The sequence below is a fragment of the Cryobacterium sp. Sr8 genome (genome assembly GCF_004403225.1).
Taxonomy (GTDB): Bacteria; Actinomycetota; Actinomycetes; order Actinomycetales; family Microbacteriaceae; genus Cryobacterium; species Cryobacterium psychrotolerans.
In genome coordinates, this window is record NZ_SOHO01000041.1 from 88,765 (window position 1) to 114,929 (window position 26,165).

24 protein-coding genes are annotated in these 26,165 nt (G+C 68.9%); 22 read left to right on the forward strand and 2 right to left on the reverse strand.

The features are described 5' to 3' along the window. The first annotated feature begins 107 nt into the window (after positions 1-107). The 11 genes from murC (at position 108) to E3T54_RS07780 (ending at position 12,526) form a co-directional block, all read left to right on the forward strand. Positions 108-1,505 carry a UDP-N-acetylmuramate--L-alanine ligase gene (gene murC, locus E3T54_RS07730; protein WP_134475209.1) on the forward strand — a complete coding sequence of 466 codons (1,398 nt, stop codon included), beginning with the start codon at positions 108-110 and terminating at the stop codon, positions 1,503-1,505. A 199-nt stretch (positions 1,506-1,704) separates the two neighbouring features. Continuing rightward, the gene (locus E3T54_RS07735) at positions 1,705-2,598 is read left to right on the forward strand and encodes an FtsQ-type POTRA domain-containing protein (protein WP_166804863.1); all 894 of its coding nucleotides are present in this window, start codon (positions 1,705-1,707) and stop codon (positions 2,596-2,598) included. Positions 2,599-2,855: 257 nt separating this feature from the next. Further along, positions 2,856-4,169, forward strand: a complete 1,314-nt coding sequence (ftsZ, locus tag E3T54_RS07740) for a cell division protein FtsZ (protein WP_174844401.1) — start codon at positions 2,856-2,858, stop codon at positions 4,167-4,169. 45 nt (positions 4,170-4,214) lie between these two features. After that, complete coding sequence (locus E3T54_RS07745; RefSeq protein WP_134475211.1) at positions 4,215-4,910, forward strand: YggS family pyridoxal phosphate-dependent enzyme; 696 nt, start codon at positions 4,215-4,217, stop codon at positions 4,908-4,910. Positions 4,911-4,946: 36 nt separating this feature from the next. Next, the gene (locus tag E3T54_RS07750; RefSeq protein WP_134475212.1) at positions 4,947-5,432 is read left to right on the forward strand and encodes a cell division protein SepF; all 486 of its coding nucleotides are present in this window, start codon (positions 4,947-4,949) and stop codon (positions 5,430-5,432) included. A 25-nt stretch (positions 5,433-5,457) separates the two neighbouring features. Then, entirely contained in the window at positions 5,458-5,757 is a 300-nt protein-coding gene (locus E3T54_RS07755) for a YggT family protein (RefSeq protein ID WP_092321548.1), read from the forward strand. A 99-nt stretch (positions 5,758-5,856) separates the two neighbouring features. Then, a complete protein-coding gene (locus E3T54_RS07760; RefSeq protein WP_134475213.1) occupies positions 5,857-6,507 on the forward strand; it encodes a DivIVA domain-containing protein in 651 nt (216 codons plus the stop codon). Further along, positions 6,497-7,111, forward strand: coding sequence for a signal peptidase II (gene lspA, locus E3T54_RS07765; RefSeq protein ID WP_174844402.1), 615 nt, complete (start codon positions 6,497-6,499; stop codon positions 7,109-7,111). Before E3T54_RS07760 ends, lspA begins: the two co-directional genes overlap by 11 nt. Before the next feature lie 8 nt (positions 7,112-7,119). Continuing rightward, on the forward strand, positions 7,120-8,040 hold the full coding sequence (locus E3T54_RS07770; protein WP_134475215.1) for an RluA family pseudouridine synthase: 921 nt from the start codon (positions 7,120-7,122) through the stop codon (positions 8,038-8,040). Positions 8,041-8,150: 110 nt separating this feature from the next. Continuing rightward, the gene (gene dnaE / locus E3T54_RS07775) at positions 8,151-11,618 is read left to right on the forward strand and encodes a DNA polymerase III subunit alpha (protein ID WP_241977126.1); all 3,468 of its coding nucleotides are present in this window, start codon (positions 8,151-8,153) and stop codon (positions 11,616-11,618) included. A 128-nt stretch (positions 11,619-11,746) separates the two neighbouring features. Then, the gene (locus tag E3T54_RS07780; RefSeq protein WP_241977118.1) at positions 11,747-12,526 is read left to right on the forward strand and encodes a 1-acyl-sn-glycerol-3-phosphate acyltransferase; all 780 of its coding nucleotides are present in this window, start codon (positions 11,747-11,749) and stop codon (positions 12,524-12,526) included. Positions 12,527-12,618: 92 nt separating this feature from the next. On the opposite strand, the gene E3T54_RS07785 is transcribed toward E3T54_RS07780, so the two are convergent. Beyond that, positions 12,619-13,176 (reverse strand): flavin reductase family protein, encoded by a 558-nt coding sequence (locus E3T54_RS07785; RefSeq protein WP_092321554.1) that lies wholly within the window; start codon positions 13,174-13,176, stop codon positions 12,619-12,621. An 81-nt stretch (positions 13,177-13,257) separates the two neighbouring features. Between E3T54_RS07785 and hisD the strand changes: the two genes are divergently transcribed. From hisD to E3T54_RS07800, 3 genes are read left to right on the forward strand one after another with little or no spacing between them, the layout of a single operon-like run. Further along, positions 13,258-14,568 (forward strand): histidinol dehydrogenase, encoded by a 1,311-nt coding sequence (gene hisD / locus E3T54_RS07790; protein ID WP_134475217.1) that lies wholly within the window; start codon positions 13,258-13,260, stop codon positions 14,566-14,568. 53 nt (positions 14,569-14,621) lie between these two features. Continuing rightward, positions 14,622-15,107, forward strand: coding sequence for a transcriptional regulator NrdR (nrdR, locus tag E3T54_RS07795; RefSeq protein WP_134475218.1), 486 nt, complete (start codon positions 14,622-14,624; stop codon positions 15,105-15,107). 5 nt (positions 15,108-15,112) lie between these two features. After that, a complete protein-coding gene (locus E3T54_RS07800) occupies positions 15,113-16,144 on the forward strand; it encodes a quinone-dependent dihydroorotate dehydrogenase (protein WP_134475219.1) in 1,032 nt (343 codons plus the stop codon). A 57-nt stretch (positions 16,145-16,201) separates the two neighbouring features. Here E3T54_RS07800 and E3T54_RS07805 read toward each other — a convergent pair whose 3' ends face one another. Next, positions 16,202-17,245: an App1 family protein gene (locus tag E3T54_RS07805; RefSeq protein WP_370255184.1), complete on the reverse strand. Its 1,044-nt coding sequence runs from the start codon at positions 17,243-17,245 to the stop codon at positions 16,202-16,204. Positions 17,246-17,353: 108 nt separating this feature from the next. Between E3T54_RS07805 and E3T54_RS07810 the strand changes: the two genes are divergently transcribed. The 8 genes from E3T54_RS07810 to leuS all read left to right on the forward strand — a co-directional run bounded on the left by E3T54_RS07810 (position 17,354) and on the right by leuS (position 26,040). Then, positions 17,354-18,043 carry a TetR/AcrR family transcriptional regulator gene (locus tag E3T54_RS07810; protein WP_134475220.1) on the forward strand — a complete coding sequence of 230 codons (690 nt, stop codon included), beginning with the start codon at positions 17,354-17,356 and terminating at the stop codon, positions 18,041-18,043. Between the two features lie 133 nt (positions 18,044-18,176). Beyond that, on the forward strand, positions 18,177-19,058 hold the full coding sequence (locus tag E3T54_RS07815; RefSeq protein WP_134475221.1) for an ABC transporter ATP-binding protein: 882 nt from the start codon (positions 18,177-18,179) through the stop codon (positions 19,056-19,058). Further along, positions 19,055-19,771: an ABC transporter permease gene (locus tag E3T54_RS07820; RefSeq protein ID WP_092324583.1), complete on the forward strand. Its 717-nt coding sequence runs from the start codon at positions 19,055-19,057 to the stop codon at positions 19,769-19,771. The genes E3T54_RS07815 and E3T54_RS07820 overlap by 4 nt, the downstream gene beginning before the upstream one ends. Then, positions 19,768-20,508 (forward strand): ABC transporter permease, encoded by a 741-nt coding sequence (locus E3T54_RS07825; RefSeq protein ID WP_092324581.1) that lies wholly within the window; start codon positions 19,768-19,770, stop codon positions 20,506-20,508. The genes E3T54_RS07820 and E3T54_RS07825 overlap by 4 nt, the downstream gene beginning before the upstream one ends. Beyond that, on the forward strand, positions 20,509-21,432 hold the full coding sequence (locus E3T54_RS07830) for an ABC transporter substrate-binding protein (protein ID WP_134475222.1): 924 nt from the start codon (positions 20,509-20,511) through the stop codon (positions 21,430-21,432). A gap of 80 nt (positions 21,433-21,512) precedes the next feature. Beyond that, positions 21,513-21,641, forward strand: a complete 129-nt coding sequence (locus E3T54_RS17545; RefSeq protein WP_255452841.1) for a hypothetical protein — start codon at positions 21,513-21,515, stop codon at positions 21,639-21,641. A gap of 236 nt (positions 21,642-21,877) precedes the next feature. Continuing rightward, complete coding sequence (locus E3T54_RS07835; protein WP_134475223.1) at positions 21,878-23,374, forward strand: anthranilate synthase component I family protein; 1,497 nt, start codon at positions 21,878-21,880, stop codon at positions 23,372-23,374. 74 nt (positions 23,375-23,448) lie between these two features. Further along, positions 23,449-26,040 (forward strand): leucine--tRNA ligase, encoded by a 2,592-nt coding sequence (gene leuS / locus E3T54_RS07840; RefSeq protein WP_134475224.1) that lies wholly within the window; start codon positions 23,449-23,451, stop codon positions 26,038-26,040. Positions 26,041-26,165 lie beyond the last annotated feature (125 nt).

Sequence of the window (26,165 nt, forward strand, 5' to 3'; positions counted from 1 at the left end):
CGTGCCGACCCGAGCCAATCCGTCATTCGGCGCCGGCGGCGCGTAACGTTGACCCAGCACCTGTTTGTCACCCGGCACCCGCCGACCCACCGAGAAGAGCCCAGACCGTGATTGAACCCGACCTCACCCTCACCGTTCCCGACGAGCTCGGCGCGGTGCACTTCGTGGGCATCGGCGGCTCCGGCATGAGCGGAATCGCCCGCCTGTTCCTGGCCGCGGGTCACACCGTCACCGGCTCCGACCTGCGCGAATCCGACAACGTGCTCGCCCTGCGCGAGCTGGGCGCACGCATCAGTATCGGGCACGACGCAGCGAACCTGGGCGACGCCGACACGCTCGTCGTCACCGGCGCCCTCTGGCAGGACAACCCGGAATACGTGCTCGCCCGCGAGCGGGGCATCCCGGTCCTGCACCGCTCCCAGGCCCTGGCCTGGCTGATCAGGTCACACCGGCTGGTCAGCGTGGCCGGCGCACACGGCAAGACCACCTCCACCGGAATGATCGTCACCGGCCTGCTCGGACTCGGCCAGGACCCGAGCTTCGTCAACGGCGGCGTGATCGAATCGCTGGGCGTCAGCGCGGCCAGCGGCGCCGACGACCTCTTCGTCGTCGAGGCCGACGAGTCGGACGGCTCGTTCCTGCTCTACGACACCGCCGTCGCGCTGATCACGAACGTCGACCCCGACCACCTCGACCACTACGGGTCGCTCGAGGCCTTCGAGGCCGCCTTCGTCGAATTCGCCCGCAACGCCTCCGAGCTCGTGGTCATCTCCTCCGACGATCCCGGCGCGGTGCACGTGACGACCAGGCTGGCCGACAAGAAGCTGATCACGTTCGGTGAGGACGCCGGCTCGGACGTCCGGGTACATACCATCGGCACCGTCGGCCCCGTGAGCTTCACCGTGCACTGGGCGGGCCGGGACTACTCCACCACTCTTCGGGTTCCCGGCAAGCACAACGCCATCAACGCGGCGGGCGCCTTCGCCGTGCTCGTCGGCCTGGGCTTAGACCCGGCGGCGTCCCTCGAAGCCATTTCCGCGTTCGGCGGCACCCAGCGCCGGTTCGAGCTGCACGGAACGGTTCGGGGTGTGAGCGTCTACGACGACTACGCCCACCACCCCACCGAGGTGGCTGCCGCGCTCTCCGCCGCCCGCACCGTCGTCGGCCCCGGGCGCATCATCGCCGTGCACCAGCCCCACCTCTACAGCCGCACCCGGATGTTCGCCCAGGAATTCGCCGACACGCTCGAAAAGCTCGCCGACCAGACCATCGTGCTCGACGTCTACGGCGCCCGCGAAGACCCGGAGCCCGGCGTGACCGGAGCGCTCGTGTCCGGGCGCTTCCGCGACCCGGCCCACGTCGCCTTCATCCCGGACTGGCAGGACGCCGCCGACTACGTCGCCTCGATCGCCCGGGAGGGCGACTTCGTCGTCACGCTCGGCTGCGGCGACGTCTACCGGATCGTGCCGCAGCTGCTCGAGTCCCTCGGCCGGGCGCGCGAATGACGCGCGACCGGGCATGAAGCGGCCCCAGGGCTTCGAACACCGCCCCGCGCCACTCCCGCCGGCCGTTCCGGGCCGCCCGGCGCGCCCCGGGGCATCCGGGTCGAAATCCACGCCGAAAGCCACGCCGAAATCAGCGGAGCCCTCTTCCCGGGACGCCGCGCAGACGGAGCCGATCAGAACCCAGCCGGGCGAACCGGCCGTGCCCGCCCCTGCCTTGCTCGCCCCTGCCTTGCTCGCCCCCGTGTTCCCGCTGCGGCGAACCGATGAGGCCGGGGAGACGGCGAACCCGCAGCCCGCCCCTGGACTCAGCCCCGGATTCACCCCCGTCCTCACCCCGGCCGCTGCGCGCAGCCGCTTGCGTGGCGCCCGGCGCGCGCGGAAGCAGTACGAACGCGAGGAGGTGCGCCGGTTCACCGGGCGCTCCCGGCGTCGGCGCACGACCTGGCTGGTCTCCCTCGGCACGCTCGCCGCGCTCATTGCCTTCGTCGTCGCCGGCGCCTACTCGCCCCTGATGGCCCTGCGCACGATCGAGGTCGTCGGGGCGAACCGGGTCCCCGCCGACCAGGTGCGGGCGGCACTGGAAGGCCAGCTCGGCACCCCGCTGCCCCTCGTCGACCTCACCGCCGTCCGAGACGACCTCTCCCGGTTCCGGCTCATTCGAAGCTACGCCGTCGAAAGCCGCCCGCCCGGCACGATCGTCGTGCGCATCGTCGAACGCGAACCGATCGGCGTCATCCCGTCCGACTCGGGCTTCGATCTCGTCGACGCGGCCGGAGTCGTGATCGAGAGCGGCGACGAGCCCCAGGACGGCTACCCGGCCATCACGGCCGAGGTCGGCAGCCCGGGCTTCACGGCCGCCGCGGCCGTCGTCGAGTCCTTGCCGGCCGGCATCCGCACCCAGCTCACGACGGTCGCTGCCGCCACGAAGGACGACGTCACCCTGACCCTGGACGGCGGGGCTCGCGTCGTGTGGGGGAGTGTCGAGGAGTCCGACTACAAGGCGGTCGTGCTCGGCGCGCTGATGGTCGAGCACCCGGTCGGCGAGGTGGATGAATACGATGTGTCCTCACCCGACAGTGCAGTCCTCCGCTGACTGGTCGCTGCCCCGTCAATGCTCCGTGGCTGACTCGTCTGCCGACCCGTCGCTGACCCGTCACTGACCCGTCACTGACCCGCCGCGGCGCGCCGGCCCGGCGGCCGTCTCGAGGCAATTGTGACCGATTCTTCGCGACACGCGGGGCGCGTCCCCGGACGTGGCCTGCGCGCGCTTACCTTCGGAATTAGGAATTGCATACTCAGCATAACTTTAAGCCTCCACTAGAGGTTTAGGGTTCCACCCGGAGGCCGGACGTGTCAAACAATCAGAACTATCTAGCCGTAATCAAGGTTGTCGGTATCGGCGGTGGCGGTGTCAATGCCGTCAACCGCATGATCGAACTTGGCCTCCGCGGAGTCGAGTTCATTGCCATCAACACGGATGCCCAGGCGCTGCTGATGAGCGACGCCGACGTGAAGCTCGACGTCGGCCGTGACCTCACCCGCGGCCTCGGCGCCGGAGCAGACCCCGAGGTAGGCCGTCGCGCTGCCGAGGACCACGCCGAGGAAATCGAAGAGGCCCTTGCCGGGGCGGACATGGTCTTCGTCACGGCCGGAGAGGGTGGCGGAACCGGCACCGGTGGCGCCCCCGTCGTCGCCCGCATCGCCAAATCCATCGGCGCACTCACCATCGGTGTCGTCACGAAACCGTTCGGCTTCGAGGGCAAGCGGCGCCAGGCCCAGGCCGAGACCGGCGTCGCCTCGCTCAAGAACGAGGTCGACACGCTCATCGTCGTGCCGAACGACCGCCTGCTGGAAATCAGCGACCGCGGCATCAGCATGCTCGAGGCCTTCGCGACCGCCGACCAGGTTCTCCTTGCCGGCGTGCAGGGCATCACCGACCTGATCACCACCCCCGGCCTGATCAACCTCGACTTCGCCGACGTCAAGTCGGTCATGCAGGGTGCCGGCTCGGCACTGATGGGCATCGGCTCGGCCCGCGGCGCCGACCGTGCGATCAAGGCGGCCGAGCTGGCTGTCGCCTCCCCGCTGCTCGAAGCATCCATCGACGGCGCGCACGGCGTGCTCCTCTCGATCCAGGGTGGCTCCAACCTCGGTATCTTCGAGATCAACGACGCCGCGCGCCTCGTGCAGGAAGCCGTGCACCCCGAAGCCAACATCATCTTCGGTGCCGTCATCGACGACACCCTGGGCGACGAGGTGCGGGTCACCGTCATCGCGGCCGGCTTCGACGGCGGAGAGCCGGGCGCCAAGCCGGTCGAGGTCCGCCGTGCCGACCTGGTAGCCGCGGGCATCGCCGCCGGCAGCGCCTCGAGCGGGGCGTCGACCACAGGCGCACTGTCCTCCGGTTCGGGGCAGTCCGGCTCTGGACAGTCCGGTTCGGGACAGTCCGGAACGGGACAGTCCGGCTCTGGACAGTCCGGTTCGGGACAGTACGGAACGGGACAGTCCGGTTCTGGTCAGTCCGGTTCGGGACAGTACGTCGAGGAGCACACCGGTTCGTCGGTCTGGTCCAGCGGCGAGTCGGCACCGGGCGGGGCAGTCGCGGCCGACCCGGCGTTCGAAGACGAGGCCGACGACCTCGACATCCCCGATTTCCTCAAGTAGCGAGAGCCGGGACGAGTAGCGAGAGCCGGGGCGGGGCGGTCGACCATGAGTGAGCCTGTGATTCCAGTGCCGGCTCCGTTGGCCGACCGTCTCGCCGCCGTGTGCGCCGGTGTCGCCGACGCCGCGGCGGCGGCCGGACGGTCCTCGGACGAGATCACGACGATTGTCGTGACCAAGTTCCACCCGGCTTCCCTGATCGAAGAACTGGCCGCCCTGGGCGTGCGGGATTTCGGGGAAAGCCGGCACCAGGAGGCCCAGGCGAAGTCCGCCGAACTGGCGCACCTGGGCCTCACCTGGCACTTCGTCGGCCAGGTGCAGGGCAAGAAGGCGAGGCAGGTACGGGCCTACGCCGACGTGATCCATTCCCTGGACCGCGAGTCGCTGGCTGCCGCCCTGGCGTCGGAAGAATCCACCGTGGACTGCTTCGTCCAGGTCAACCTCACCGAGGATCCGGCGCGCGGCGGAGTGGCCCCCGCGCTGCTCGAACCGCTCGTGGGTCGGGTCCTCGAGACCCCGGGCATCCGTCTGCTGGGACTGATGGCCGTCGCGCCGCTCGGGGCGGAACCACGCCGGTCCTACGCTCGCGTGCGCGAGCTGGGGGACCAGGTTCGGCGATTGGCCCCGGAGGCGCGATTCCTCTCGATGGGGATGTCCTCGGACTACGTCGACGCGATAGTCGAAGGGGCGACACACCTACGAATTGGCACCGCAATCACCGGGAAACGCCCGGAGCACGGTTAATCTCAAAGATGAAGCATCACCAACACGGAGGTCGAGATGTCCAACCCGCTCAAGAAAACCATGGTCTACCTGGGTCTGGCAGACGAAGAGCTGGAGTATGAGGCGCCGGCCGCGGCCAACGTCTCTGCCGTTCCCACCCCGTCTTCGCAGAACACCAGCGGTCAGAACCCGGCCGGGCGCGCCCCGGTGACGCCCCTGCGCAAGACCTCCACCCCCAAGAATGTGGCTGCATCCGAAATGAATGAAATCCTCACCGTTCACCCGCGCCAGTACCGCGATGCCCAGGTGATCGCCGAATCCTTCCGCGACGGCATCCCCGTCATCATCAACCTGTCCCAGATGAGCGACGCTGACGCCCGCCGCCTGATCGACTTCGCGAGCGGACTCTCCCAGGGCCTGTACGGCAAGATCGAGCGGGTCACGGCCAAGGTCTTCCTGCTGTCACCGTCGCATGTCGTCGTCTCCGGCGACCACGACGATGAGGGAGCCGACGCCGAGGCGTCCTTCTTCGCGCAGTCGTAGTCCCGACGCCCCGTAGTATCGAAGAGTGTTATCCCTGCTGGCCGGCATCGCCTACTTCCTTCTCCTGCTCTATTTCTTCGTTCTCTGGGGTCGGTTCATCGTCGACCTCGTGCGCGGCGTCAACCGGGGCTGGCGCCCCCACGGCTTCCTCCTCGTGCTCGTGGAACTCGTCTACACACTCACTGACCCGCCGCTGAAGTTCTTCCGCCGCGTGGTGCCGTCCCTGCGCGTCGGGCCGATCGCCTTCGACTTCGGCTGGAGCCTCACCATGCTCTGCACGATCATCGGAATGACGATTGCGGCGTGGCTGCGCGGAATCGGATAAGCCCCCCAACTGCGGGATGTATCCTTGACCAGTGACGCTGCTAGCGTTACCTGAACGTTTTCTTTTCAATTCACAACCTAGTTCTAAGGGTGGAAAGCCATGGCGCTAACTCCGGAAGATGTAGTCAACAAGCGGTTCCAGTCGACCAAGTTCCGTGAGGGATACGACCAGGACGAGGTCGATGACTTCCTCGATGAGGTCGTCGTCGAACTGCGCCGCCTCACCAAGGAAAACGAGGAGCTCCGGGCTCAGCTCGGAACCGACGGGGCCGCAGCGCCCACCAAGGTCGCCGAGACCGTGGCCGAAGCCGCACCGGAGCCGGTTGCCGTGCCCGAGCCGGTCAAGGCAGCCGTCGTTCCCGTCGCTTCCCCCGTGGTCGATTCGACCGACGAGACGGCCGGCACCACGAACCTGCTCCAGCTGGCTCGCCGCCTGCACGAGGAGCACGTCAAGGAAGGCGCCGAGAAGCGCGACGCCCTGATCGCCGAGGGCCACGCCACGGCCGCCCGCGTGATCGCCGAGTCCGAGGCGAAGCAGCGCGCCCAGATCAACGTCCTCGAGAAGGAGCGTTCCACGCTCGAGAGCAAGATCGAAGAGCTGCGCACGTTCGAGCGCGAGTACCGCCAGAAGCTGAAGAGCTACATTGAGGGCCAGTTGCGCGACCTCGACGCCACCTCGCCGGTTGGTGCCGGAGTCGGCAGCGACGCAGGCAACGCTCCGAAGTCGAGCTTCCAGGGCTTTGGCGCGTAGCTCAACAGCAAAGGTCAGCTTCCGCGCCCTACTCGTCCTGGCCGTTGTTGCGCTGGGCGTGTACGCGCTTGATCAAATCAGCAAGTTCCTCGTTGTCACCAACCTGACCGAGGGTGATGTTGTCCGGGTTCTGGACGATGTGCTGCAACTGCACTTCGTCCGGAACCCGGGCGCTGCATTTTCCCTCGCCAGCGGCATGACCTGGATTTTCTCCATCATCGCCACCGGCGTCGTCGTCTTCATCGTCTGGTTCGCCGGCCGCATCCGTTCGGTCGCCTGGTCGGTCGTCTTCGGACTGCTGCTCGGCGGAGTCCTCGGAAACCTGACCGACCGTCTGCTCCGTGAGCCCGGCTTCGGGGTGGGACACGTCGTCGACTTCATCTCGACCCCGTGGATGATCCCGGCCATCTACAACGTGGCGGACATGTCCATCGTCGTCAGCATGGGAATCTTCATGATCCTGACCATCCGGGGCATCGGCCTCGACGGTGTGCGCACGCCCGCCGCGGCGGGTAAGGACGCACCCGCAAAGGATTCCTCGTCGAAGGCGGATTCCACCGCCGACGGTCTCGTCGGTCCAGCTCCCACAGAGAGTGCACCCTAGCCACCACGATGGAAACCCGCTCACTTCCCCTCCCGGACGGTCTCGACGGCGTCCGCGTCGACGCCGGCATCGCCCGCCTCCTCGGTTTCCCGCGCACCTTCGCGGCCGAGGTCGCCGAGGGCGGCGGCGTGACCCTCGACGGCGTCACGGTCGGCAAGTCCGACCGGCTGCGTGCCGGCGGCTGGCTCGAGGTCAGCTGGCAGCCCAAGGAGGCCGTCCGGATCGTGCCGATCCCGGTGCCCGACCTGACGATCGTGCACGACGACGAGAGCATCGTCGTCGTCAACAAACCGGTCGGCGTCGCCGCCCATCCGAGCGTCGGCTGGACCGGGCCGACGGTGCTCGGCGCGCTCTCCGCCGCCGGGTACCGGATCGCCACCTCCGGCGCGGCCGAGCGCGCGGGCATCGTACATCGCCTCGACGTCGGCACGAGCGGCCTGATGGTCGTCGCCAAGTCGGAGGCGGCCTACACGGCGCTGAAGCGCGCCTTCCACGACCGCGAGGTGGAGAAGATCTACCACGCCGTCGTGCAGGGCCACCCCGACCCGCTCAGCGGCACGATCGAAGGCCCGATCGGGCGCCACCCGCGCTCCGACTGGAAATTCGCCGTGGTCGAGGGCGGCAAGCATTCGGTGACGCACTACGAGACGCTCGAGGCCTTCCCTTCCGCGTCGCTGCTCGAGGTGCACCTGGAGACGGGCCGCACCCACCAGATCCGGGTGCACATGGCCGCTCAGCGGCATCCGTGCGTCGGCGACGCCATGTACGGGGCCGACCCGTCCATTTCGGCCAGGCTCGGGCTCACCCGGCAGTGGCTGCACGCCACCCAGCTGGCCTTCTCCCACCCCGACTCCCGGGAATGGGTCACGTTCACCGCGCCCTACCCGGACGACCTGGCCCACGCCCTCTCTGTCCTCCGTGGCGATTAGGCTGGACAACCACCACCACCCACGAATTCGGAGCAGTTTTGGCGCCTCAGGGTAATTCGGGAGGCGCGAACGACTCGTTCGTGCACCTCCACGTGCACAGCGAGTACTCGATGCTCGACGGCGCCGCGCGGGTGAAACCGCTGATCGAGGCGGCCGTGGAGCAGGGGATGCCCGCGGTCGCGATCACCGACCACGGCAACGTCTTCGGCGCCTTCGATTTCTGGCGCACGGCCACCGAGGCGGGGATCAAGCCGATCATCGGGACCGAGGCGTACATCACGCCGGGCACCGACCGGCGCGACAAGACCCGGGTGAAGTGGGGCACCGGCGCCCAGAACCGTGACGACGTCGGCGGCAGCGGCGCGTACACGCACATGACCCTGCTCTCGGAGAACACGGAGGGCATGCACAACCTGTTCCGGCTCTCCTCGCGGGCGTCGCTCGAGGGGTATTACTTCAAACCCCGCATGGACCGGGAGATGCTCAGCCAGCATTCCGCCGGCCTCATCGGCACCACCGGCTGCGCCGGCGGCGAGGTGCAGACCCGGCTCCGTCTCGGGCAGTACGAGGAGGCGAAGAAGGCGGCGTCGGACTACCGCGACATCTTCGGACGCGAGAATTTCTTCTGCGAAATCATGGACCACGGCATTGACGTGGAGCGGCGCACCATGAGTGACCTGCTGCGGCTCGCCAAGGAGCTCGACCTGCCGCTCGTGGCCACGAACGACCTGCACTACACCCACGCCCATGACGCGACCGCCCACGCGGCGCTGCTCTGCGTGCAGTCCGCGTCGACCCTCGACGACCCCAACCGGTTCAAGTTCGACTCCGACGAGTTCTACCTCAAGACCGCCGCGCAGATGCGGCACATCTTCCGGGACAACCCGGAGGCCTGCGACAACACCCTGCTGATCGCCGAACGCTGCGACGTGAAGTTCAACACCCAGGCCAACTACATGCCGCGCTTCCCCGTGCCGGAGGGGGAGGACGAGCAGAGCTGGTTCATCAAGGAAACCGAGGTGGGGCTGCACCAGCGCTACCCGGCCGGCATCCCGGACAACGTGCGCAAGCAGGCCGACTACGAGGTCGGCGTCATCCTGCAGATGGGCTTCCCCGGCTACTTCCTCGTCGTGGCGGACTTCATCACCTGGTCGCGGAAGAACGGCATCCGGGTGGGCCCCGGCCGCGGCTCCGGCGCCGGCTCGATGGTCGCCTACGCGATGGGCATCACCGACCTCGACCCGCTGCGCCACGGCCTCATCTTCGAGCGGTTCCTCAACCCCGACCGCGTCTCCATGCCCGACTTCGACGTCGACTTCGACGAGCGCCGCCGCGGCGAGGTCATCCGCTACGTCACCGAGAAGTACGGCGACGAGCGGGTGGCGCAGATCGTCACCTACGGCACGATCAAGGCCAAGCAGGCGCTCAAGGACTCCTCACGGGTGCTCGGCTTCCCGTTCGGGATGGGCGACAAGCTCACCAAGGCGATGCCGCCGGCGATCATGGGCAAGGACGTGCCGCTGACGGGCATGTTCGACAAGGACCACCCCCGCTACCGGGAGGCCGGCGACTTCCGGGCCGTGATCGAGTCCGACCCGGAGGCCCGTACCGTCTTCGACACGGCCCTCGGCCTGGAGAACCTCAAGCGCCAGTGGGGCGTGCACGCGGCCGGCGTGATCATGTCCTCCGACCCTTTGATCGACATCATCCCGATCATGAAGCGTGAGGTCGACGGCCAGGTCGTCACCCAGTTCGACTACCCGGCCTGCGAGGCCCTCGGGCTGATCAAGATGGACTTCCTCGGGCTGCGCAACCTGACCATCATCGACGACACCCTCGACAACATCGAGGTGAACCGCGGCCACCGCCCCATCCTCGAGGACCTCGAGCTCGACGACACGCTCGCCTACGAGCTGCTCGCCCGCGGCGACACGCTCGGCGTCTTCCAGCTCGACGGCGGGCCGATGCGTTCGCTCCTGCGGCTGATGAAACCCGACAATTTCGAGGACATCTCCGCCGTCATCGCGCTGTACCGGCCGGGCCCGATGGGCGCGAACTCGCACACCAACTACGCGCTGCGGAAGACCGGCCAGCAGGAGATCGTGCCGATCCACAAGGAGCTCGAAGAGGCCCTCGTCGATGTGATCGGCAACACCTACGGCCTGATCGTCTACCAGGAGCAGGTGATGTCGATCGCCCAGAAGCTGGCCGGCTTCTCCCTCGGCCAGGCCGACCTGCTGCGGCGCGCGATGGGCAAGAAGAAGAAATCCGAGCTGGACAAGCAGTTCGAGGGCTTCTCCGCCGGCATGACGGCCAACGGGTACTCGATGGATGCCGTGAACACGGTCTGGAACATCCTGCTCCCGTTCTCCGACTACGCGTTCAACAAGGCGCACTCCGCCGCCTACGGTGTGCTGTCCTACTGGACGGCGTACCTCAAGGCGCACTACCCGGCCGAGTACATGGCCGCCCTGCTCACCAGCGTCGGCGACGCCAGGGACAAGCTCGCGCTCTACCTCAACGAGTGCCGCCGGATGGGCATCCAGGTGCTTCCGCCGGACGTGAACGAGTCCATCGGCTTCTTCGCGGCCGTGGGCACCGACATCCGTTTCGGGCTGGGGGCTGTGCGGAACGTGGGCTTCAACGTCGTCGACGCCATCCGCGGCGCCCGCGACGAGAAGGGCCGTTTCGAGTCGTTCCACGACTTCCTGCGCAAGGTACCGCTCCCGGTGGCCAACAAGCGCACCATCGAGTCGCTGGTCAAGGCCGGCGCGTTCGACTCGCTCGGCGCCACCCGGCGGGCCATGGTCGAGATCCACGAGGGCGCCGTCGAATCGGCCGTGAAGATCAAACGCGACGAAGTGCACGGCATGGTCGGCTTCGACTTCGACAGCCTCTTCGACGACCCGCAGGACACCGAGCAGGTGCCGGAGCGCCCCGAGTGGAGCAAGAAGGAGAAGCTTGCCTTCGAGCGCGACATGCTCGGCCTGTACGTGTCCGACCATCCGCTCGCGGGGCTCGAGATCCCGCTGGCCAAGCACGCCAGCACGACGATCGCCGACCTGATTGCGTCCGAGGCGACCCAGGACGGCGACACCGTCACCGTGGCCGGGCTGATCACGAGCGTGCAGCACCGCACGGCGAAGAAATCCGGCAACCAGTACGGCATGATCCAGGTCGAGGACTTCGGCGGCGAGATCACCGTCATGTTCATGGGTAAGGCCTACCTCGAGTTCACGGCCGACCTCGTCAGCGACTCGATCGTCGTCGTGCGCGGGCGGGTGAGCCTGCGTGACGACGGGATGAACCTGCATGCGTTCAGCCTGCTCAGCCCCGACCTCGGACAGGGCTTCGAGAGCGGACCCCTGGCGATCACCCTGACCGAGGCGCGGGCGACCGCCGACACGGTCAGGGCGCTCGGCGAGGTGCTCACCCGGCACGGCGGCGACTCCGAGGTGCGCCTCAAGCTGGTCAAGGGAGCCTCCGCCCGGGTCTTCGAGCTGCCGCACCAGGTGAAGGTGAGTGCCGACCTGTTCGGCGAGCTGAAGAGCCTCCTCGGCCCCTACTGCCTGAGCTGACCCCTCCCCTCCTCGCCCCTCCTTACCCCGCTCCCTACCCCGCGAACCTGCAGTTGTGCACGTTATTCGGGGGTCTTAGCGCGCACAACAGCGGTTTCGCGGGATGGGGTTTTGGATAGGATTTGTGGATGAGGATGGCTGAGCCGATGAACATGGGTGAGCCGGTGTACACGGCCGCGATCGGCGTCGGGCGGGCGCTGTTCAGCTCCCTGCGGCTGAAGCCGAAGGTCACCGGGCTGCGCAACCTTCCGGATGCCGGGGGCGCCGTGCTGGCGATCACCCACTTCGGCTACCTCGACTTCGCCCTTGTCGAGTGGATGCTGTGGCACAAGAACCGCCGGCGGATCCGCTTCCTGGCCAAAGAGGCCGTGTTCAAGCAGCCGCTTGCGGGCGCCGTGCTGCGCTCGATGGGCCACATCCCCGTCGACATGAAGGCCGGCGCGGACGCGTATGCGCTGGCGGTCGCCTCCCTGAAATCGGGGGAGTTGCTCGGCGTGTTCCCGGAGGGCGGGGTCAACGCCTCGTTCACGGTGCGCGCCTTGAAGACCGGGACCGTGCGGATGGCGGCGGAGGCCGGCGTCCCCGTGATCCCGGTCGCCGTCTGGGGCGGCCACCGCGTGCTGACCAAGAACCACCAGCCCTCGCTGCGGGAGGCCTTCGCCACGCCGATCCGCTACGCGATCGGCGAACCGATCCGGGTCGACCCGGCGGCCGACCCGACGGAGCAGACCCTGCGCCTGCACGACACGCTGCAGCGGCTCGTCGACTCGCTGCAGACCGACTACCCCGTAGACGGAGCCGGCCAGTGGTGGCAGCCGGAACACCTCGGCGGCACCGCACCCACTCCCGAGGAGGCCGCGGTGGCCGAGGCGGAGCGCCGGCGTCGCCGCGAGGAGCGCGAGCACTAGGCGCGCCTCGACCGTGACAGTTGCGGTCGAGTTCGACCGGCACACCAGGCAATCTCGACCGCAACCGTCGAAGTCGGCGGGTCGAAGGCCGGCTAGACCCGGTCGCCGGGCACCCGGTAGGTGCGCTCGTGGTAGAGCAGGGCCTGGTCGTCCTCACCCATGCCGCCCTCTTCGATCTGCACCACGACCACCGCATTGTTGTGCACCTGGACCCGCTCGATGATGCGCCCCACCATCCACGACGTCACGTCCCTCAGCACCGGGAGGCCGTAGGGGCCGCGGTACCAGTGGTCGCCGTCGAAGCGCTGCTCGTTCGGGCCGGACAGCTTCTCGGCGACCGAGCGATTGCGCACGCCGAGCATGTGGATGACGACGCGGTCATTCTCCATGATCGCCGGCCAGGCGCTGGCCGAACGGGCCATGTTGAACGTCGCCAGGGGCGGGACGGCGGAGAGCGAGGCGAGGGAGGTGGCGGTGAAGCCGACCGGCGTGCCGTCGGTGCGAGCGGAGGTGATCACGGCGACGCCCGAGGCGTGGCGCCGGAACGCGTGCTTGAAGGCGGCCAGGTCGACGGGAGCGTGCGGGTCGCCCTCGAGGGGAGGGATGGCGGCAGGCGGCCGCGGTGGCGGGGGTGAGGTCGTGTCGTTCATACTGCTGCTTCAATCTCCTGGGTGACCACCCTATTCCCGGGCACCGATGGTTCAAGGATAGGGCGGATATGCTGGAGCGCGATGATCCAGACGATTGACCTCCGAGGAACCCGGCCGACGCCGGCCGAACTGCTGGCCGCCGTGCCGCGCGCGCTCACCGACGTGGCGTCCGCCAGCGACATCGCGGCCGACCTGATCGCCGACGTCCGGGCCAGGGGAGAAGCGGCGCTGCTCGACCAGGCAGAGCGCCTCGACCGGGTGCGCCCGGCCCAGGTGCGGGTGCCTGCTGCCCACATCAGTGAGGCGCTGGCCGGGCTCGACCCGCAGGTTCGCACGGCCGTCGAAGAGACCATCACCCGGGTGCGCCGGGCGAGCGCCGCCCAGGTGCCGCCGCGGGTGACGACCGTGATCGCCGAGGGCGCGGAGATCACCCAGCGCTGGCAGCCGGTCGCCCGCGTCGGCCTGTACGTGCCCGGCGGCAAAGCCGTCTACCCGTCGAGCGTGGTCATGAACGTGGTCCCGGCCCAGGTGGCCGGCGTGACCTCGATCGCCCTCGCCTCACCCCCGCAGAGCGACTTCGATGGCCGCGTGCACCCCACCATCCTCGCCGTCGCGGGACTGCTCGGCGTCGAGGAGATCTACGCGATGGGCGGCGCCGGCGCTATCGGGGCGTTCGCGTACGGCGTGCCCGGCATCGGGCTCGACCCGGTGCAACTCGTCACCGGCCCGGGCAACGTCTACGTTGCCGCCGCCAAGAGACTGGTCCGCGGCCAGACCGGCATCGACGCGGAAGCAGGGCCCACCGACATCCTCGTCATCGCCGATGATGCCGCCGACCCCCGGCTCATCGCGGCCGACCTCGTCAGCCAGGCCGAACACGACGAACTCGCCGCCGCGGTGCTGGTCACGGATTCGCCGGCCCTGGCCGACGCCGTCGCCGCGCGGCTGGCCGAGCTCGCGGCATCCACGACCCACAGGGCCCGCGTGACCGCGGCCCTCGGCGGCCGACAGTCCGCGCTGGTCCTCGTCGACGATCTGTCAGCCGCGGCCGCGTTCAGCAACGCGTTCGGCCCGGAGCACCTCGAAATCCAGACCAGCGACCCGGATGCCGTGCTCGGCCTGATCGAGAACGCCGGCGCCATCTTCCTCGGCCCGCACTCGCCGGTCAGCCTGGGCGACTATGCGGCCGGATCCAACCACGTGCTGCCGACCGGAGGCCAGGCCCGGTTCGCGCCCGGACTCGGCGCCTACACCTTCCTCCGCCCGCAGCAGGTGGTGCGCTACAGCCGTGAGGCGCTCCGGGCGGTGTCCGGGCACATCCGGGCGCTCTCCGATGCCGAAGCGTTGCCGGCGCACGGGGACGCGGTAGCTGCGCGATTCCCGGGGGAGTGACACCCGGGCGGAGTAGCCGGCCGCCACCGTCGGCACGGTAGGCTGGCAGCACAATGTTCTGCCCGTTCTGTCGCCACCCCGACTCCCGAGTCATCGACTCGCGCACCAGCGACGACGGGCTTTCCATCCGCCGCCGGCGCCAGTGCCCGGAGTGCGGCCGCCGATTCAGCACCACCGAGACCGCCAGCCTGAACGTGATCAAGCGCAGCGGAGTCGTCGAGCCGTTCAGCCGCGAGAAGATCGTCTCCGGCGTGCGCAAGGCTTGCCAGGGCCGCCCGGTCACCGACTCTGACCTCGCGATGCTCGCGCAGAAGGTCGAGGAAACCGTGCGGCAGACCGGCGCGTCCCAACTCGACGCCAACGACATCGGCCTGGCCATCCTGCCGCCGCTGCGCGAGCTGGACGAGGTCGCCTACCTGCGGTTCGCGAGCGTCTACCAGGGCTTCGATTCGCTCGAGGACTTCGAGCAGGCCATCACCCAGCTGCGCCGCGAACACGACGGCCAGGCCTCGGACAAGGCCCCCCGGGCCGAGCTGTAGAGCCCGTGTACCCCCTCTTCTTCCGGCTCGTGCTCACCCGCATCGACCCCGAGCGCGCCCACCACCTCGCCTTCGACGTCATCCGGGTGCTGCCCGCCCTCGGAGTCGGGCGGTTCGTCCGGCGCTTCACCCGGCCGCGCACCGACCTCTCGGTGAGCGCCCTGGGCCTGACCTTCGACTCCCCGTTCGGTCTGGCCGCGGGCTTCGACAAGGACGGCAAGGCCGTCATCGGCCTCGGCCAGCTCGGTTTCGGCCACGTCGAGGTCGGGACCCTGACCGCGATCGCCCAGCCCGGGAACCCGAAGCCGCGACTGTTCCGACTCATTCCCGACCGCGCCGTGATCAACCGAATGGGTTTCAACAACGGGGGCGCGGCCGCCGCCGTGGCGCGCCTGACCCGGGTGCGTGCGACGCCCGGCCGGCCGGTGCTCGGCATCAACATCGGCAAGAGCCGGGTCACGGCGGTCGAGGACGCCACCGCCGACTACCTGGCCAGCGCAGCGGCCCTCGCCCCGCTCGCCGACTACCTCGTGGTGAATGTCAGTTCGCCGAACACGCCCGGCCTCCGCGGCCTGCAGGAACTCGACCAGCTCGCCCCGCTGCTGCGGGCAGTCCGCTCCGCGGCCGGCGCAACCCCGCTGCTGGTGAAGATCGCCCCCGACCTCAGCGACGAAGAGGTCACGCGCATCTCCGGGCTGGTCGTCGAGCTGGGCCTGGACGGCATCATCGCCACGAACACGACGATCTCGCGTGACGGGCTGAAGACGGATGCCGCCACCGTAGCCGCGGCCGGTGCCGGTGGCCTCTCCGGGGCGCCGCTGGCGGGGCGCTCCCTGGAGGTGCTTCGGCTCATCCGGGCCACGGTCCCCGCGGGCCTCTGCGTGATCTCCGTCGGCGGGGTCGAAACCGCCGAGCAGGTCGCCGAACGACTCGAGGCGGGCGCGACCCTGGTGCAGGGTTACACGGCCTTCCTCTACCGAGGTCCGCTCTGGGCGCGTCAGATCAACCGCGGCCTGGACCGACTGCTGCACCCCTGACCGACCCGGCCGTAGCGGCCGGACCAGCAGGCCGGACCAGCCTGCTAGACCAGCCTGTTAAAACAGGTCGTGTTCGGCGAGCTGGTCGGCCAGGCTCGAACCGTCGGGCCCGTAGACCCAGGGCGCGCCAGGACGGGCCTGGGGGGCATCCCTGGACCGGCCGCCGGCGAGCACCGCTTCGCTGGGGGAGAGCCGGCGGATCGCGACAGCGGCGACGCTCTCCGGGAAGTCCCGCTGGAATTCGCTGTAGATGGCCTCGTCGTGCTGGCCGTCGTCGCCGATCAGGATCCAGCGGATGTCGGGGAACTCCTGGGCCAGTCGGCGCAGGTTGGCCCGCTTGTGGTCTCGGCCGCTGCGGAACCAGCGGTCGTGCGTGGGCCCCCAGTCGGTGAGCAGGAGCGCGCCCGCCGGGTACAGGTTCCGCGAGAGGAAGCGGGTCAGCGTCGGGGCGACATTCCAGGCCCCGGTCGAGAGGTAGATGACCGGCGCGCCCGCGTGCGCCGCCGCGAGGCGGTCGAGGAGCACGGCCATGCCCGGCGTGGGAACCCGGGCGTGCTCGTCGAGAACGAATGTGTTCCAGGCCGCCAGGAGCGGGCGAGGCAGGGTCGTCACCATGACGGTGTCGTCGACGTCGGAGATGATTCCGAGGCGCACCGTGGGAGCGACGATGAACAAGGGCGCTTCGACCGGTGCCGAGTCATCCGTGTGCAACCGCGCCACGTGCCAGCCCGGCGCGAGCCGGGCTTCGACGACGGTGTCGACCACGCCGCCCCGGTCGGCCTGCACCCGGTGCGTTCCCCCGCCGATCTCGATCGTCACGGTCACGTCGTTGACGGGCACGCTGGTGAAGCTGCGCCAGCCGCGGATGCCCGAATCCCGTCCGTCGGTGCGGCGCCGGGGTTGCTTCGCCTGGCTCTCGGGATCAACGGGTTTGGCCAGGAGCACACGACAGAGGATGCGCACCCGCTCGGTCGTCCCGTAGCCGGCGTAGGGGATGATGATCGGCCGGTAGCCGCGGTTGCGCGCGTACCGCTCCCGCACGTCGTGCAGCCAGTCCTCGGCGCGGGCGGCCCTGTGCATGATGCTCGCTGGGGCGGTCATGCTCGGCGTTTCGGGGGACTCTGACACCTACCCAGTCTGTCATGCGCGCCGCGACACGAAGCCACAGTCGGTAACCCGTAGGATATGACGAGTCGTCGAGGAGGAAACGTGTCACTTAATGACATCATCGGGGAGGGATCAGCCGGCCAGGGCCAGCAGATCCGCACCGAACCCATGCAGCAGCGCAGTGCAGCCCGACTGTCTGCCCTGCTCGACGCCGCCGCAGCAGTGGTCGACGAGGTCGGCTTCGACCGGATTACGACCGCGATGGTCGCCGAACGGGCCGGGGCCTCGATCGGCACGGTATACCGCTACTACCCCGACCGGGTCGCCGTGCTGCACGCGCTGCGCGAGCGCGCCGTGCTGCGTTTCCGTCAGCGTTTCGTCGAGGAGATGAAGCTCACCCGTCCGGAAACCTGGTGGGATGCCGTCGATTGCGCCGTCACCGCGTTCGTCGGGCTCTACCGGTCCGAGGCTGGTTTCCGCATCCTGCACTTCGCCGACCGTGAGCGCACGGCGGAGGTCGACTCGGTCGACGTCGAATTGGGCTTCTTCGCCCGTCGCCTCGCGGGCATCCTCGCCGAGGAGTTCGGCCTGCCGGCCGGGCCCGACCTGAACTTCCGGCTGGAAATGACCGTCGAAATGGCGGACGCCCTCCTGTCGCGCGCGTTCGCCTCCGACCTGCAGGGCGACGAACGGATCATCGCCGAATGCCGTCGGATCATGCACGACTACCTCGTGGGCTACTACGGGCCGAGCGTCGGCTCGAACGCCCCGGTCCTCTCCCACCACTCCTGAGGCGGCCCCGCGCGCCGGGCCCGGCGGGATTTTCGTTTCTGTGCGGCCAATCCGATTTAAGACCGACTCCGAATACAGTGTGGTTGGGTTCGCCGCGCGCTGACCTGGTCCCCGCGAGGAATGAGCCACATCCATGATCGAGTTCCGCTCGGTAAGCAAGCAGTTCCCCGACGGCACCCTGGCCGTCGATGACTTCAGCCTCGTGCTGCCCTCCCACAAGACCACCGTCCTGGTCGGCTCCTCCGGCTCGGGGAAGACCACCCTGCTGCGGATGATCAACCGCATGGTCGATCCCACCAGCGGCGCCATCGAGATCGACGCGGTCGACATCGCCGGCCTGGAGCCGGTCAAGCTGCGCCGCAGCATCGGCTACGTGATGCAGAACTCGGGGCTGCTGCCGCACCGCACCGTCGTCGACAACGTCGCCACCGTGCCGCTGCTCCGCGGCGTGCCGAAGAAGCGGGCGAGAGCGGATGGCCTGGCCCTGCTCGACACGGTCGGCCTCGAACGTTCCCTGGCGGATCGCTACCCGAGCCAGCTTTCCGGCGGACAGCAGCAGCGCGTCGGTGTGGCGCGGGGCCTCGCCGTGAACCCCAACATCCTGCTCATGGACGAGCCATTCGGGGCCGTCGACCCGATCGTGCGTGCCGAACTCCAGCAGGAACTCATCCGGCTGCAGCGAGAGCTCGGCAAGACCGTGGTCTTCGTCACCCACGACGTGGAGGAGGCGTTCCTGCTCGGCGACCAGGTCGTCATCCTGCGCCAGGGCGGGCGGATCGCGCAAGTCGGCTCCCCGACGGAGATCCTGGCGAGCCCGGCCGACGACTTCGTAGCCAGCTTCGTCGGCGCCGATCGGGGCAAGCGCGCCCTGCACCTGGAGAGCCATGGCGGCCGCGACATCCTCGTCGACAGCGAGGGTCGGCTGGCCGGGGTGCTCACCGGCGGGTCACGTCCCGGCGAGGCCGACCCGGTTCCGGGTTCGGGTGCTTCGGCGCAGGGTGGGGATTCCCGGTGACCTGGATCTGGTCGAACCTCGACTTCATCTGGGACCGCACCCTTGATCACCTCGTGCTCAGCGTGCCGCCGATCATCCTGAGCTTCCTGATCGCGCTCCCGATCGGGTGGCTGGCGCACAGATTCCGCCTGGGCCGCGGCTTCATCCTGATCTCGGTGGGTCTGCTCTACGCCATCCCCTCGCTGCCGCTGTTCGTGGTTCTGCCGGCGATCGTCGGCACCAGCGGCCGGGACCCGCTCAACCTGGTCATCGCACTCACGATTTACGGCGTCGCCCTGATGGTGCGGGTGGTCGCCGACGGCCTGGCCTCGGTCGACCCCGATGTGCGCCTGTCGGCCACCGCCGTGGGCTTCTCCGGCTGGGCCCTGTTCTGGCAGGTGCAGCTGCCGCTGGCCGGGCCGGTGCTCCTCGCGGGCCTCCGTGTTGTGGCCGTGAGCACGGTGAGCCTGGCGACGGTCGGCGCGGTGATCGGGGTGCAGAGTCTCGGCAGCCTGTTTACCGACGGCTTCCAGCGCGGGATCGAAGCCGAGATCGTGGCCGGGATCGTGTGCACCGTCCTGCTCGCCCTGGCCTTCGATGGGGCGCTCGTCGCGCTGGGGCGCTTGCTGATGCCGTGGTCGCGCCCGGCACGTCCGACGCGCTCGTCGGCCCCGTTAACCCCCGGGCCGAAAGCCCTGGGCGCGGCCGTTCACGGCGGAGAGGCGGCCAAATGACTCTCTTCCTGGACGCGCTGAACTGGATCTTCGACCCGGCTAACTACGTCGGGGACGGCTCCATCCCCTCGCGCCTGCTCGAGCATCTGGTCTTCACCTTCGTCACCCTCCTGATGGCGTCGATGCTCGCCCTTCCGCTCGGCTTCCTGATTGGCCACACCGGACGCGGCCGGGGCCTGGCGGTGGCGGTGTCCGGCGGGCTGCGGGCCCTGCCGACGCTCGGCCTGCTCACCCTGGTGGCGCTGTGGGTCGGTATCGGACTCGAGGCACCGTATGTGGCGCTGACCGTGCTGGCCATTCCGCCGGTGCTGGCCGGCGCGTATACCGGATTCGAGGCGATCGACCGGGCCACCATCGACGCCGCGCGCTCGGTGGGCATGTCCGAGTGGCAGATCGTGCGCAAGGTGGAAATCCCCCTGGGGCTGCCGCTGCTGATCGGCGGCCTTCGCTCGGGAACGCTGCAGGTCGTCGCCACGGCCACCCTGGCCGCCTACGTCGCGGACTTCGGGCTCGGTCGCTTCCTGTTCTCCGGACTGAAGACCCGCGACTACGCCGAGATGCTGGGCGGCTCGATCCTCGTGATCCTGCTGGCCCTGGTCCTGGAGGGTATTTTCTCGGTCATCCACAGAGTCATCCTGCCGCGCGGCGTTGCCGCGGGTCGGCCCACAGAAGTCCGGGCCGGGTCAGTCAGACCTCGCCCGGGGATGGAATCCACCATCGCGAAAGGAAGAAAATAGATGTTCACAGTAAAAAGAGGCCGGCTCGCGCTAGTCAGTGCGGCCTGGGTTGGGGCCGTCGTAGCCCTCGCAGGGTGTGCGTCCGGCGACCCGCTGGACAGCGGGTCGGATAAGGCGTCCGGCGACAAGTTGATTGTCGGATCGCAGGACTATTACTCGAACGAGATCATCGCCGAGATCTACGCCCAGGCGCTCGAGGCCAACGACATCGCCGTCGACCGGGACTTTCGCATCGGCCAGCGCGAGGTCTACCTTCCCGACATCGAGGCGGGCAAGATCGACGTGTTCCCCGAGTACACCGGAAGCCTGCTGCAGGCCCTCGACAAGAACGCGGCCGGGGGCACGAGCGACGAGACCTACGCAACCCTCCAGGAAGCCCTGCCCGAGGGTCTCCGCGTGCTCGACAAAGCCGATGCCTCCGACCAGAATTCCTGGACCGTCACCCAGGCGTTCGCCGACAAGTATAACCTGACCGACATCGAGTCCTTGAAGAACGTCACGGAGCCGATCGTGGTGGGCGGCAACGCCGAGCTCGAGACCCGGCCCTACGGACCGACGGCGCTCAAGGAGAAGTACGGCATCGAAACCGCCGGCTTCAAGCCGATCGAGGATGGCGGAGGCCCGCTGACCGTCAAGGCCCTCGTCGACGGTGACATCCAGATCACCAACATCTACACGGCCAGCCCGAACATTAAGTCGGACAAGCTCGTTGCCCTGGCCGACCCGGACGGGCTCTTCTTCGCCGACAACGTCGTGCCGGTGGTCTCCGACAGGGTCACCGACAAGGCCGAGAAGGTTCTCAATACGGTCAGCGCGGCCCTGTCCGCCGAGGACCTGGTGAGCCTGAACGCCCAGAGCTTCAACGACCAGAAGAAGGCCGAAGACATCGCTGCCGCCTGGCTCAAGCAGGCAAAACTGTTCTAGCCACTTCCCTACGAATTCGACGGATATTCTCGCCCGCAGGCCGGTTTCCCGGGCCTCGACGCCAGGCCGTGTTGGAGCAGATGGCCGACGCTATCGCTTACACCATGATGACGTTTGGGGAGACCATCTCCGCCGTGAACGGCACGACCAAGGGCGACGGGTCCGGAACCGTGGATCTCGAATTCAAGGGCAGCAAGGCAGTCAAGTAAGCCGGTGCAGCGTCCGACGCGGTGGCAGGGGGAGGTCGCCTTCGGGCGGTCCCCCTTCCTGCCCCGGGGCAAGGGCCTGGTCGTCGGCGAGCATCTCGACGAGCAGCGCGACCGCGCTCTCTGCCGGTTGGCGATCGGGAACCAGGGCGGGGCCCTGCGCCAGGCCCGATCGCGCGGCGGACGAGGGGAGGGCCGGACAGATCTCCGAGTCGCTCGCTGTCTCCTAGGCTGGGGTCGTGACCGGGTCAATCCAGCGTGCGGTGTTGCCCCGATGGTGGGACCCCGCGCGCGCCTTCGTCGCCCTCTATGAGAGCAGTCCGTACGCCTTCTGGCTGGACGCCGGCGAGGGCGCCGAGACCGGCGTCAGCTACCTGGCGGAGGCCGCCCCGGGTTCCCGGTTCGTGACCGCCTCCGTTCCGGACGGGACCGTCACTGTCACCGTGGTGGGCGCCCCGGATCCGTCCGTGGAGCCGGCGCCGGCGATCACGTCGCCGGAAACGATCTTCGAGTTCCTCCGCGAGGACCTCGCGCGCCGCGCCGCCCTGGACGACACGACGGAACAGGGTTTCCGCCTGGGCTGGGTGGGCTGGCTCGGCTATGAGCTCGGGGCGCAGACGGTCGGGACGCCCGTGCACGTGTCCCGGTACCCGGATGCCGCCCTGCTGGAGGTCAACCGCGCCCTCGTCTTCGACCACGCGGCCCGCACGGTCACTGCCCTCATCCACGTGCCCTCCGGGAGCGCCGAGAAGGGCACGGTGGACGGCGCGGGGAGCGCGGAGGACTGGGCGCGGGCGGTCAGCGCGACCCTGCGTGCGTCGCCGGAGCCGGTGCCGGCCGATGCCGCTCGGCCGGTGCCGGTCGATGCCTCGCAACCGCTGGCGCACTGGCGACACGACGCGGAACGCTACGCGGAGTTGATCCTCCGCTGCCAGGCGTCCATCCGCGAGGGCGACGCCTACCAGCTCTGCCTGACCAACGAGATCAGGATCGACGCGCGGCCGGACCCGGTCGTGGCCTACCTCGCCCTGCGCGCCGGGAGTCCCAGCCACCACGGCGGCCTGCTGCGCTTCGGCGCCACCGCCCTGCTCAGTGCCTCGCCGGAGCAGTTCCTGGCCGTCACCCGCGACGGCCTGGTCACCACGAAGCCGATCAAGGGCACCAGCCCGCGCGGGGGCACCGCCGCGCTCGACGACGAGCTGCGCGCCGGGCTGGAATCGAGCGAGAAGGAGCGCGCCGAGAACCTGATGATCGTCGACCTCATGCGCAACGACCTCGGCCGGATCGCCAAGCTGGGGTCGGTCACCGTCTCCAGCCTGCTCGCCGTGGAGAGTTACGCGCACGTGCATCAGCTGGTCAGCACCGTTGAGGCCCGGCTCGCCCCTGGCCTGTCCTCGGTGGACGCGGTCGCCGCCTGTTTTCCCGCCGGGTCGATGACGGGCGCCCCGAAAATCAGCGCCATGACCCTCCTCGACGACCTCGAGGAGGGCCCGCGCGGCATTTATGCCGGCGCGTTCGGCTACGTCGGGCTGGACGGCGCGGTGGACCTGGCCATGGTCATCCGCAGCATCGTGCTCGACGGCGACGGAGCATCCATCGGCACAGGCGGGGGAATCACGGCCCTGTCCGTTCCGGCCTCCGAGATCGAGGAGACCCGGATCAAGGCCGCTGCCCTGCTCGACGCCCTCGGCGCCGGCACCGCGCCCACGCGACGCCGCCACCCCGGGATTGAGTAACCTAGAACCTGGCCCAGCCGTCGGCGGATGCCGGCGAGCCGCACGTCCCCAACACCGCACCGAATGAGAGCCACGTGGCACACGAGCAGCACACCGCACCGACCGGCGCCGAGAGCGGCCGCGAGACCGACGAAGACCTCTATGACTTCGCGGCCATCCAGGCGAAGTGGCAGCCGGTCTGGGAGGAACGGAAGCCCTTCCGCACGAGCGACCCGGACGACACCCGCCCGCGCAAGTACGTGCTCGACATGTTCCCCTACCCCTCCGGTGACCTGCACATGGGCCACGCCGAGGTGTACGCGCTGGGCGACATCGTCGCCCGGTACTGGCGCCAGCAGGGCTTCAACGTGCTGCACCCGATCGGCTGGGACTCCTTCGGCCTGCCGGCCGAGAACGCCGCCATCAAGCGCGGCATCGACCCCCGGGCCTGGACCTACGACAACATCGCCCAGCAGAAGAAGAGCATGAAGCTCTACGCGGCATCCTTCGACTGGGAGCGCGAGCTGCACACCAGCGACCCCGAGTATTACAAGTGGAACCAGTGGCTGTTCCTGCAGCTCTACAAGAAGGGCCTCGCCTACCGCAAGGACAGCTGGGTGAACTGGGACCCGGTGGACCAGACCGTGCTCGCCAACGAGCAGGTCCTGCCGGACGGCACGTCCGAGCGCAGCGGCGCCGTTGTCGTGAAGAAGAAGCTCACCCAGTGGTACTTCAAGATCACCGACTACGCCGACCGGCTGCTCGACGACCTCAACCAGCTCGAAGGCAGCTGGCCGGCCAAGGTGATCACCATGCAGCGCAACTGGATCGGCCGGTCGATCGGCGCCGACGTCGACTTCGTGATCGAGGGCCGTGACACCCCGATCAGCGTCTTCACGACCCGCCCCGACACCCTGTTCGGCGCCACCTTCATGGTCGTCGCCCCGGACTCCGACCTGGGCGCCGAGCTCGCCGCCGGCGCTTCGCCCGCCGTTCAGGAAGCCTTCCAGGGCTACCTCACCCAGGTGCAGAACAGCACCGAGATCGAGCGCCAGAGCACCGACCGGGAGAAGACCGGCGTGTTCCTCGAACGCTACGCGATCAACCCCGCCAACGGGGAGCGCCTGCCCATCTGGGCGGCCGACTACGTGCTCGCGGACTACGGGCACGGCGCGGTCATGGCCGTCCCCGCCCACGACCAGCGCGACCTGGACTTCGCCCGCGCCTTCGACCTGCCCGTGCGGGTCGTCGTCGACACCACCGCCCCGATCACCGGCACGATCCCGGTGATCACCGAGGCCATGCTCGACGGCAGCGAGGAACTCCCGCCTTTGGACCCCGCGGCCACGGGCATCGCGCTGACCGGGGAGGGCCGCCTGATCAACTCCGGCGCGCTCAACGGGCTGAGCAAGAACAACGCCGTCAAGCGGATGATCGAACAGCTCACCAGCGACGGCACCGGCCGGACGGCGAAGAACTATCGCATCCGCGACTGGCTGATCTCGCGCCAGCGCTACTGGGGCACCCCGATCCCGATCATCCATGGCGAGGACGGCTCCGAGATCCCGGTCCCCGAGGACCAGCTTCCCGTCCTCCTGCCCTCCAGCGAGGGCCTGGACCTCACGCCCAAGGGCACCTCGCCGCTCGGCGGGGCGACGGACTGGGTCAACGTGCGCAACCCGATCGACGGCACTCCCGCCCGCCGCGACGCGGACACGATGGACACCTTCGTCGACAGCTCCTGGTACTTCCTGCGCTTCCTGAACCCCAACGACGACACCCAGGCCTTCGACCCGAAGGAAGCCGAGAAGTGGGCGCCGGTCGACCAGTACGTCGGCGGCGTCGAGCACGCCATCCTGCACCTGCTGTACGCGCGCTTCATCACCAAGGTGCTCTTCGACCTGGGTCACGTCACCTTCACCGAACCGTTCACCTCGCTGCTGAACCAGGGCATGGTCGTGCTGGACGGCGCCAAGATGTCCAAGAGCAAGGGCAACCTCGTCTACTTCACAGAGGAGGTCGAGCGGCACGGCGTCGACGCCGTGCGCCTGACCATGGCCTTCGCCGGCCCGCCCGAGGACGACATCGACTGGGCGGATGTCTCGCCGGTCGGTTCGGCCAAGTTCCTCGCCCGCGCGTGGCGCATGGCCAGGGACGTCACGAGCGCGCCCGGCATCGAGTGGAAGACGGGCGACCAGGCCCTGCGTCGGGTGACTCACCGGTTCCTCGCCGACGCCCCATCGCTCATCGAGGCGTTCAAGTTCAACGTCGTCGTCGCCCGCCTGATGGAGCTCGTGAACGCCACCCGCAAGGTGATCGACACGGGCGCCGGGGGCGGGGATGCCGCGGTCCGCGAGGCGGCCGAGACGACCGCGATGGCGCTGAACCTGTTCTCGCCGTACACGGCGGAGGACATGTGGGAGCGCCTCGGCTACGAGCCGTGCGTCGCCCTGGCCCAGTGGCGCAAGGCCGACCCGACGCTTCTCGTGGCGGAAGCGGTCACCGCCGTCGTGCAGGTCGACGGCAAGGTGCGCGCCCGCCTCGAGGTGTCGCCGAAGATCACGAGTACGGACCTGGAGAAGCTGGCCCGCGAGTCGGCCGCCATCATCCGCTCGGTGGGCGACCGCGAGATCGTGAACGTGATCGTGCGCGCCCCGCGCCTGGTCAGCATCGTCACGAAGCCCTGACCTCCCCGCGAAACCGCAGTTGTGCCATTTATGAAGGTCGTTTAGCGCGCACAACTGCGGTTTCGCGGGCCGGGAGGAGACCTCCACAGGCGGCGGCGGGGGAGATTGCGCACGGGTTGGGGCCG

What these genes read in the sequence shown, in the direction of transcription:
- nrdR (WP_134475218.1), top strand. Translation starts at nt 14,622, where the DNA reads ATGTTCTGCCCGTTCTGTCGCCACCCCGACTCCCGAGTCATCGACTCG.
- hisD (WP_134475217.1), top strand. Translation starts at nt 13,258, where the DNA reads ATGATCCAGACGATTGACCTCCGAGGAACCCGGCCGACGCCGGCCGAA.
- E3T54_RS17545 (WP_255452841.1), top strand. Translation starts at nt 21,513, where the DNA reads ATGGCCGACGCTATCGCTTACACCATGATGACGTTTGGGGAGACCATC.
- E3T54_RS07745 (WP_134475211.1), top strand. Translation starts at nt 4,215, where the DNA reads ATGAGTGAGCCTGTGATTCCAGTGCCGGCTCCGTTGGCCGACCGTCTC.
- E3T54_RS07750 (WP_134475212.1), top strand. Translation starts at nt 4,947, where the DNA reads ATGTCCAACCCGCTCAAGAAAACCATGGTCTACCTGGGTCTGGCAGAC.
- E3T54_RS07830 (WP_134475222.1), top strand. Translation starts at nt 20,509, where the DNA reads ATGTTCACAGTAAAAAGAGGCCGGCTCGCGCTAGTCAGTGCGGCCTGG.
- E3T54_RS07805 (WP_370255184.1), bottom strand. Translation starts at nt 17,245, where the DNA reads ATGACCGCCCCAGCGAGCATCATGCACAGGGCCGCCCGCGCCGAGGAC.
- E3T54_RS07815 (WP_134475221.1), top strand. Translation starts at nt 18,177, where the DNA reads ATGATCGAGTTCCGCTCGGTAAGCAAGCAGTTCCCCGACGGCACCCTG.
- E3T54_RS07780 (WP_241977118.1), top strand. Translation starts at nt 11,747, where the DNA reads ATGAGGATGGCTGAGCCGATGAACATGGGTGAGCCGGTGTACACGGCC.
- E3T54_RS07785 (WP_092321554.1), bottom strand. Translation starts at nt 13,176, where the DNA reads ATGAACGACACGACCTCACCCCCGCCACCGCGGCCGCCTGCCGCCATC.
- E3T54_RS07825 (WP_092324581.1), top strand. Translation starts at nt 19,768, where the DNA reads ATGACTCTCTTCCTGGACGCGCTGAACTGGATCTTCGACCCGGCTAAC.
- E3T54_RS07760 (WP_134475213.1), top strand. Translation starts at nt 5,857, where the DNA reads ATGGCGCTAACTCCGGAAGATGTAGTCAACAAGCGGTTCCAGTCGACC.
- E3T54_RS07770 (WP_134475215.1), top strand. Translation starts at nt 7,120, where the DNA reads ATGGAAACCCGCTCACTTCCCCTCCCGGACGGTCTCGACGGCGTCCGC.
- dnaE (WP_241977126.1), top strand. Translation starts at nt 8,151, where the DNA reads ATGCTCGACGGCGCCGCGCGGGTGAAACCGCTGATCGAGGCGGCCGTG.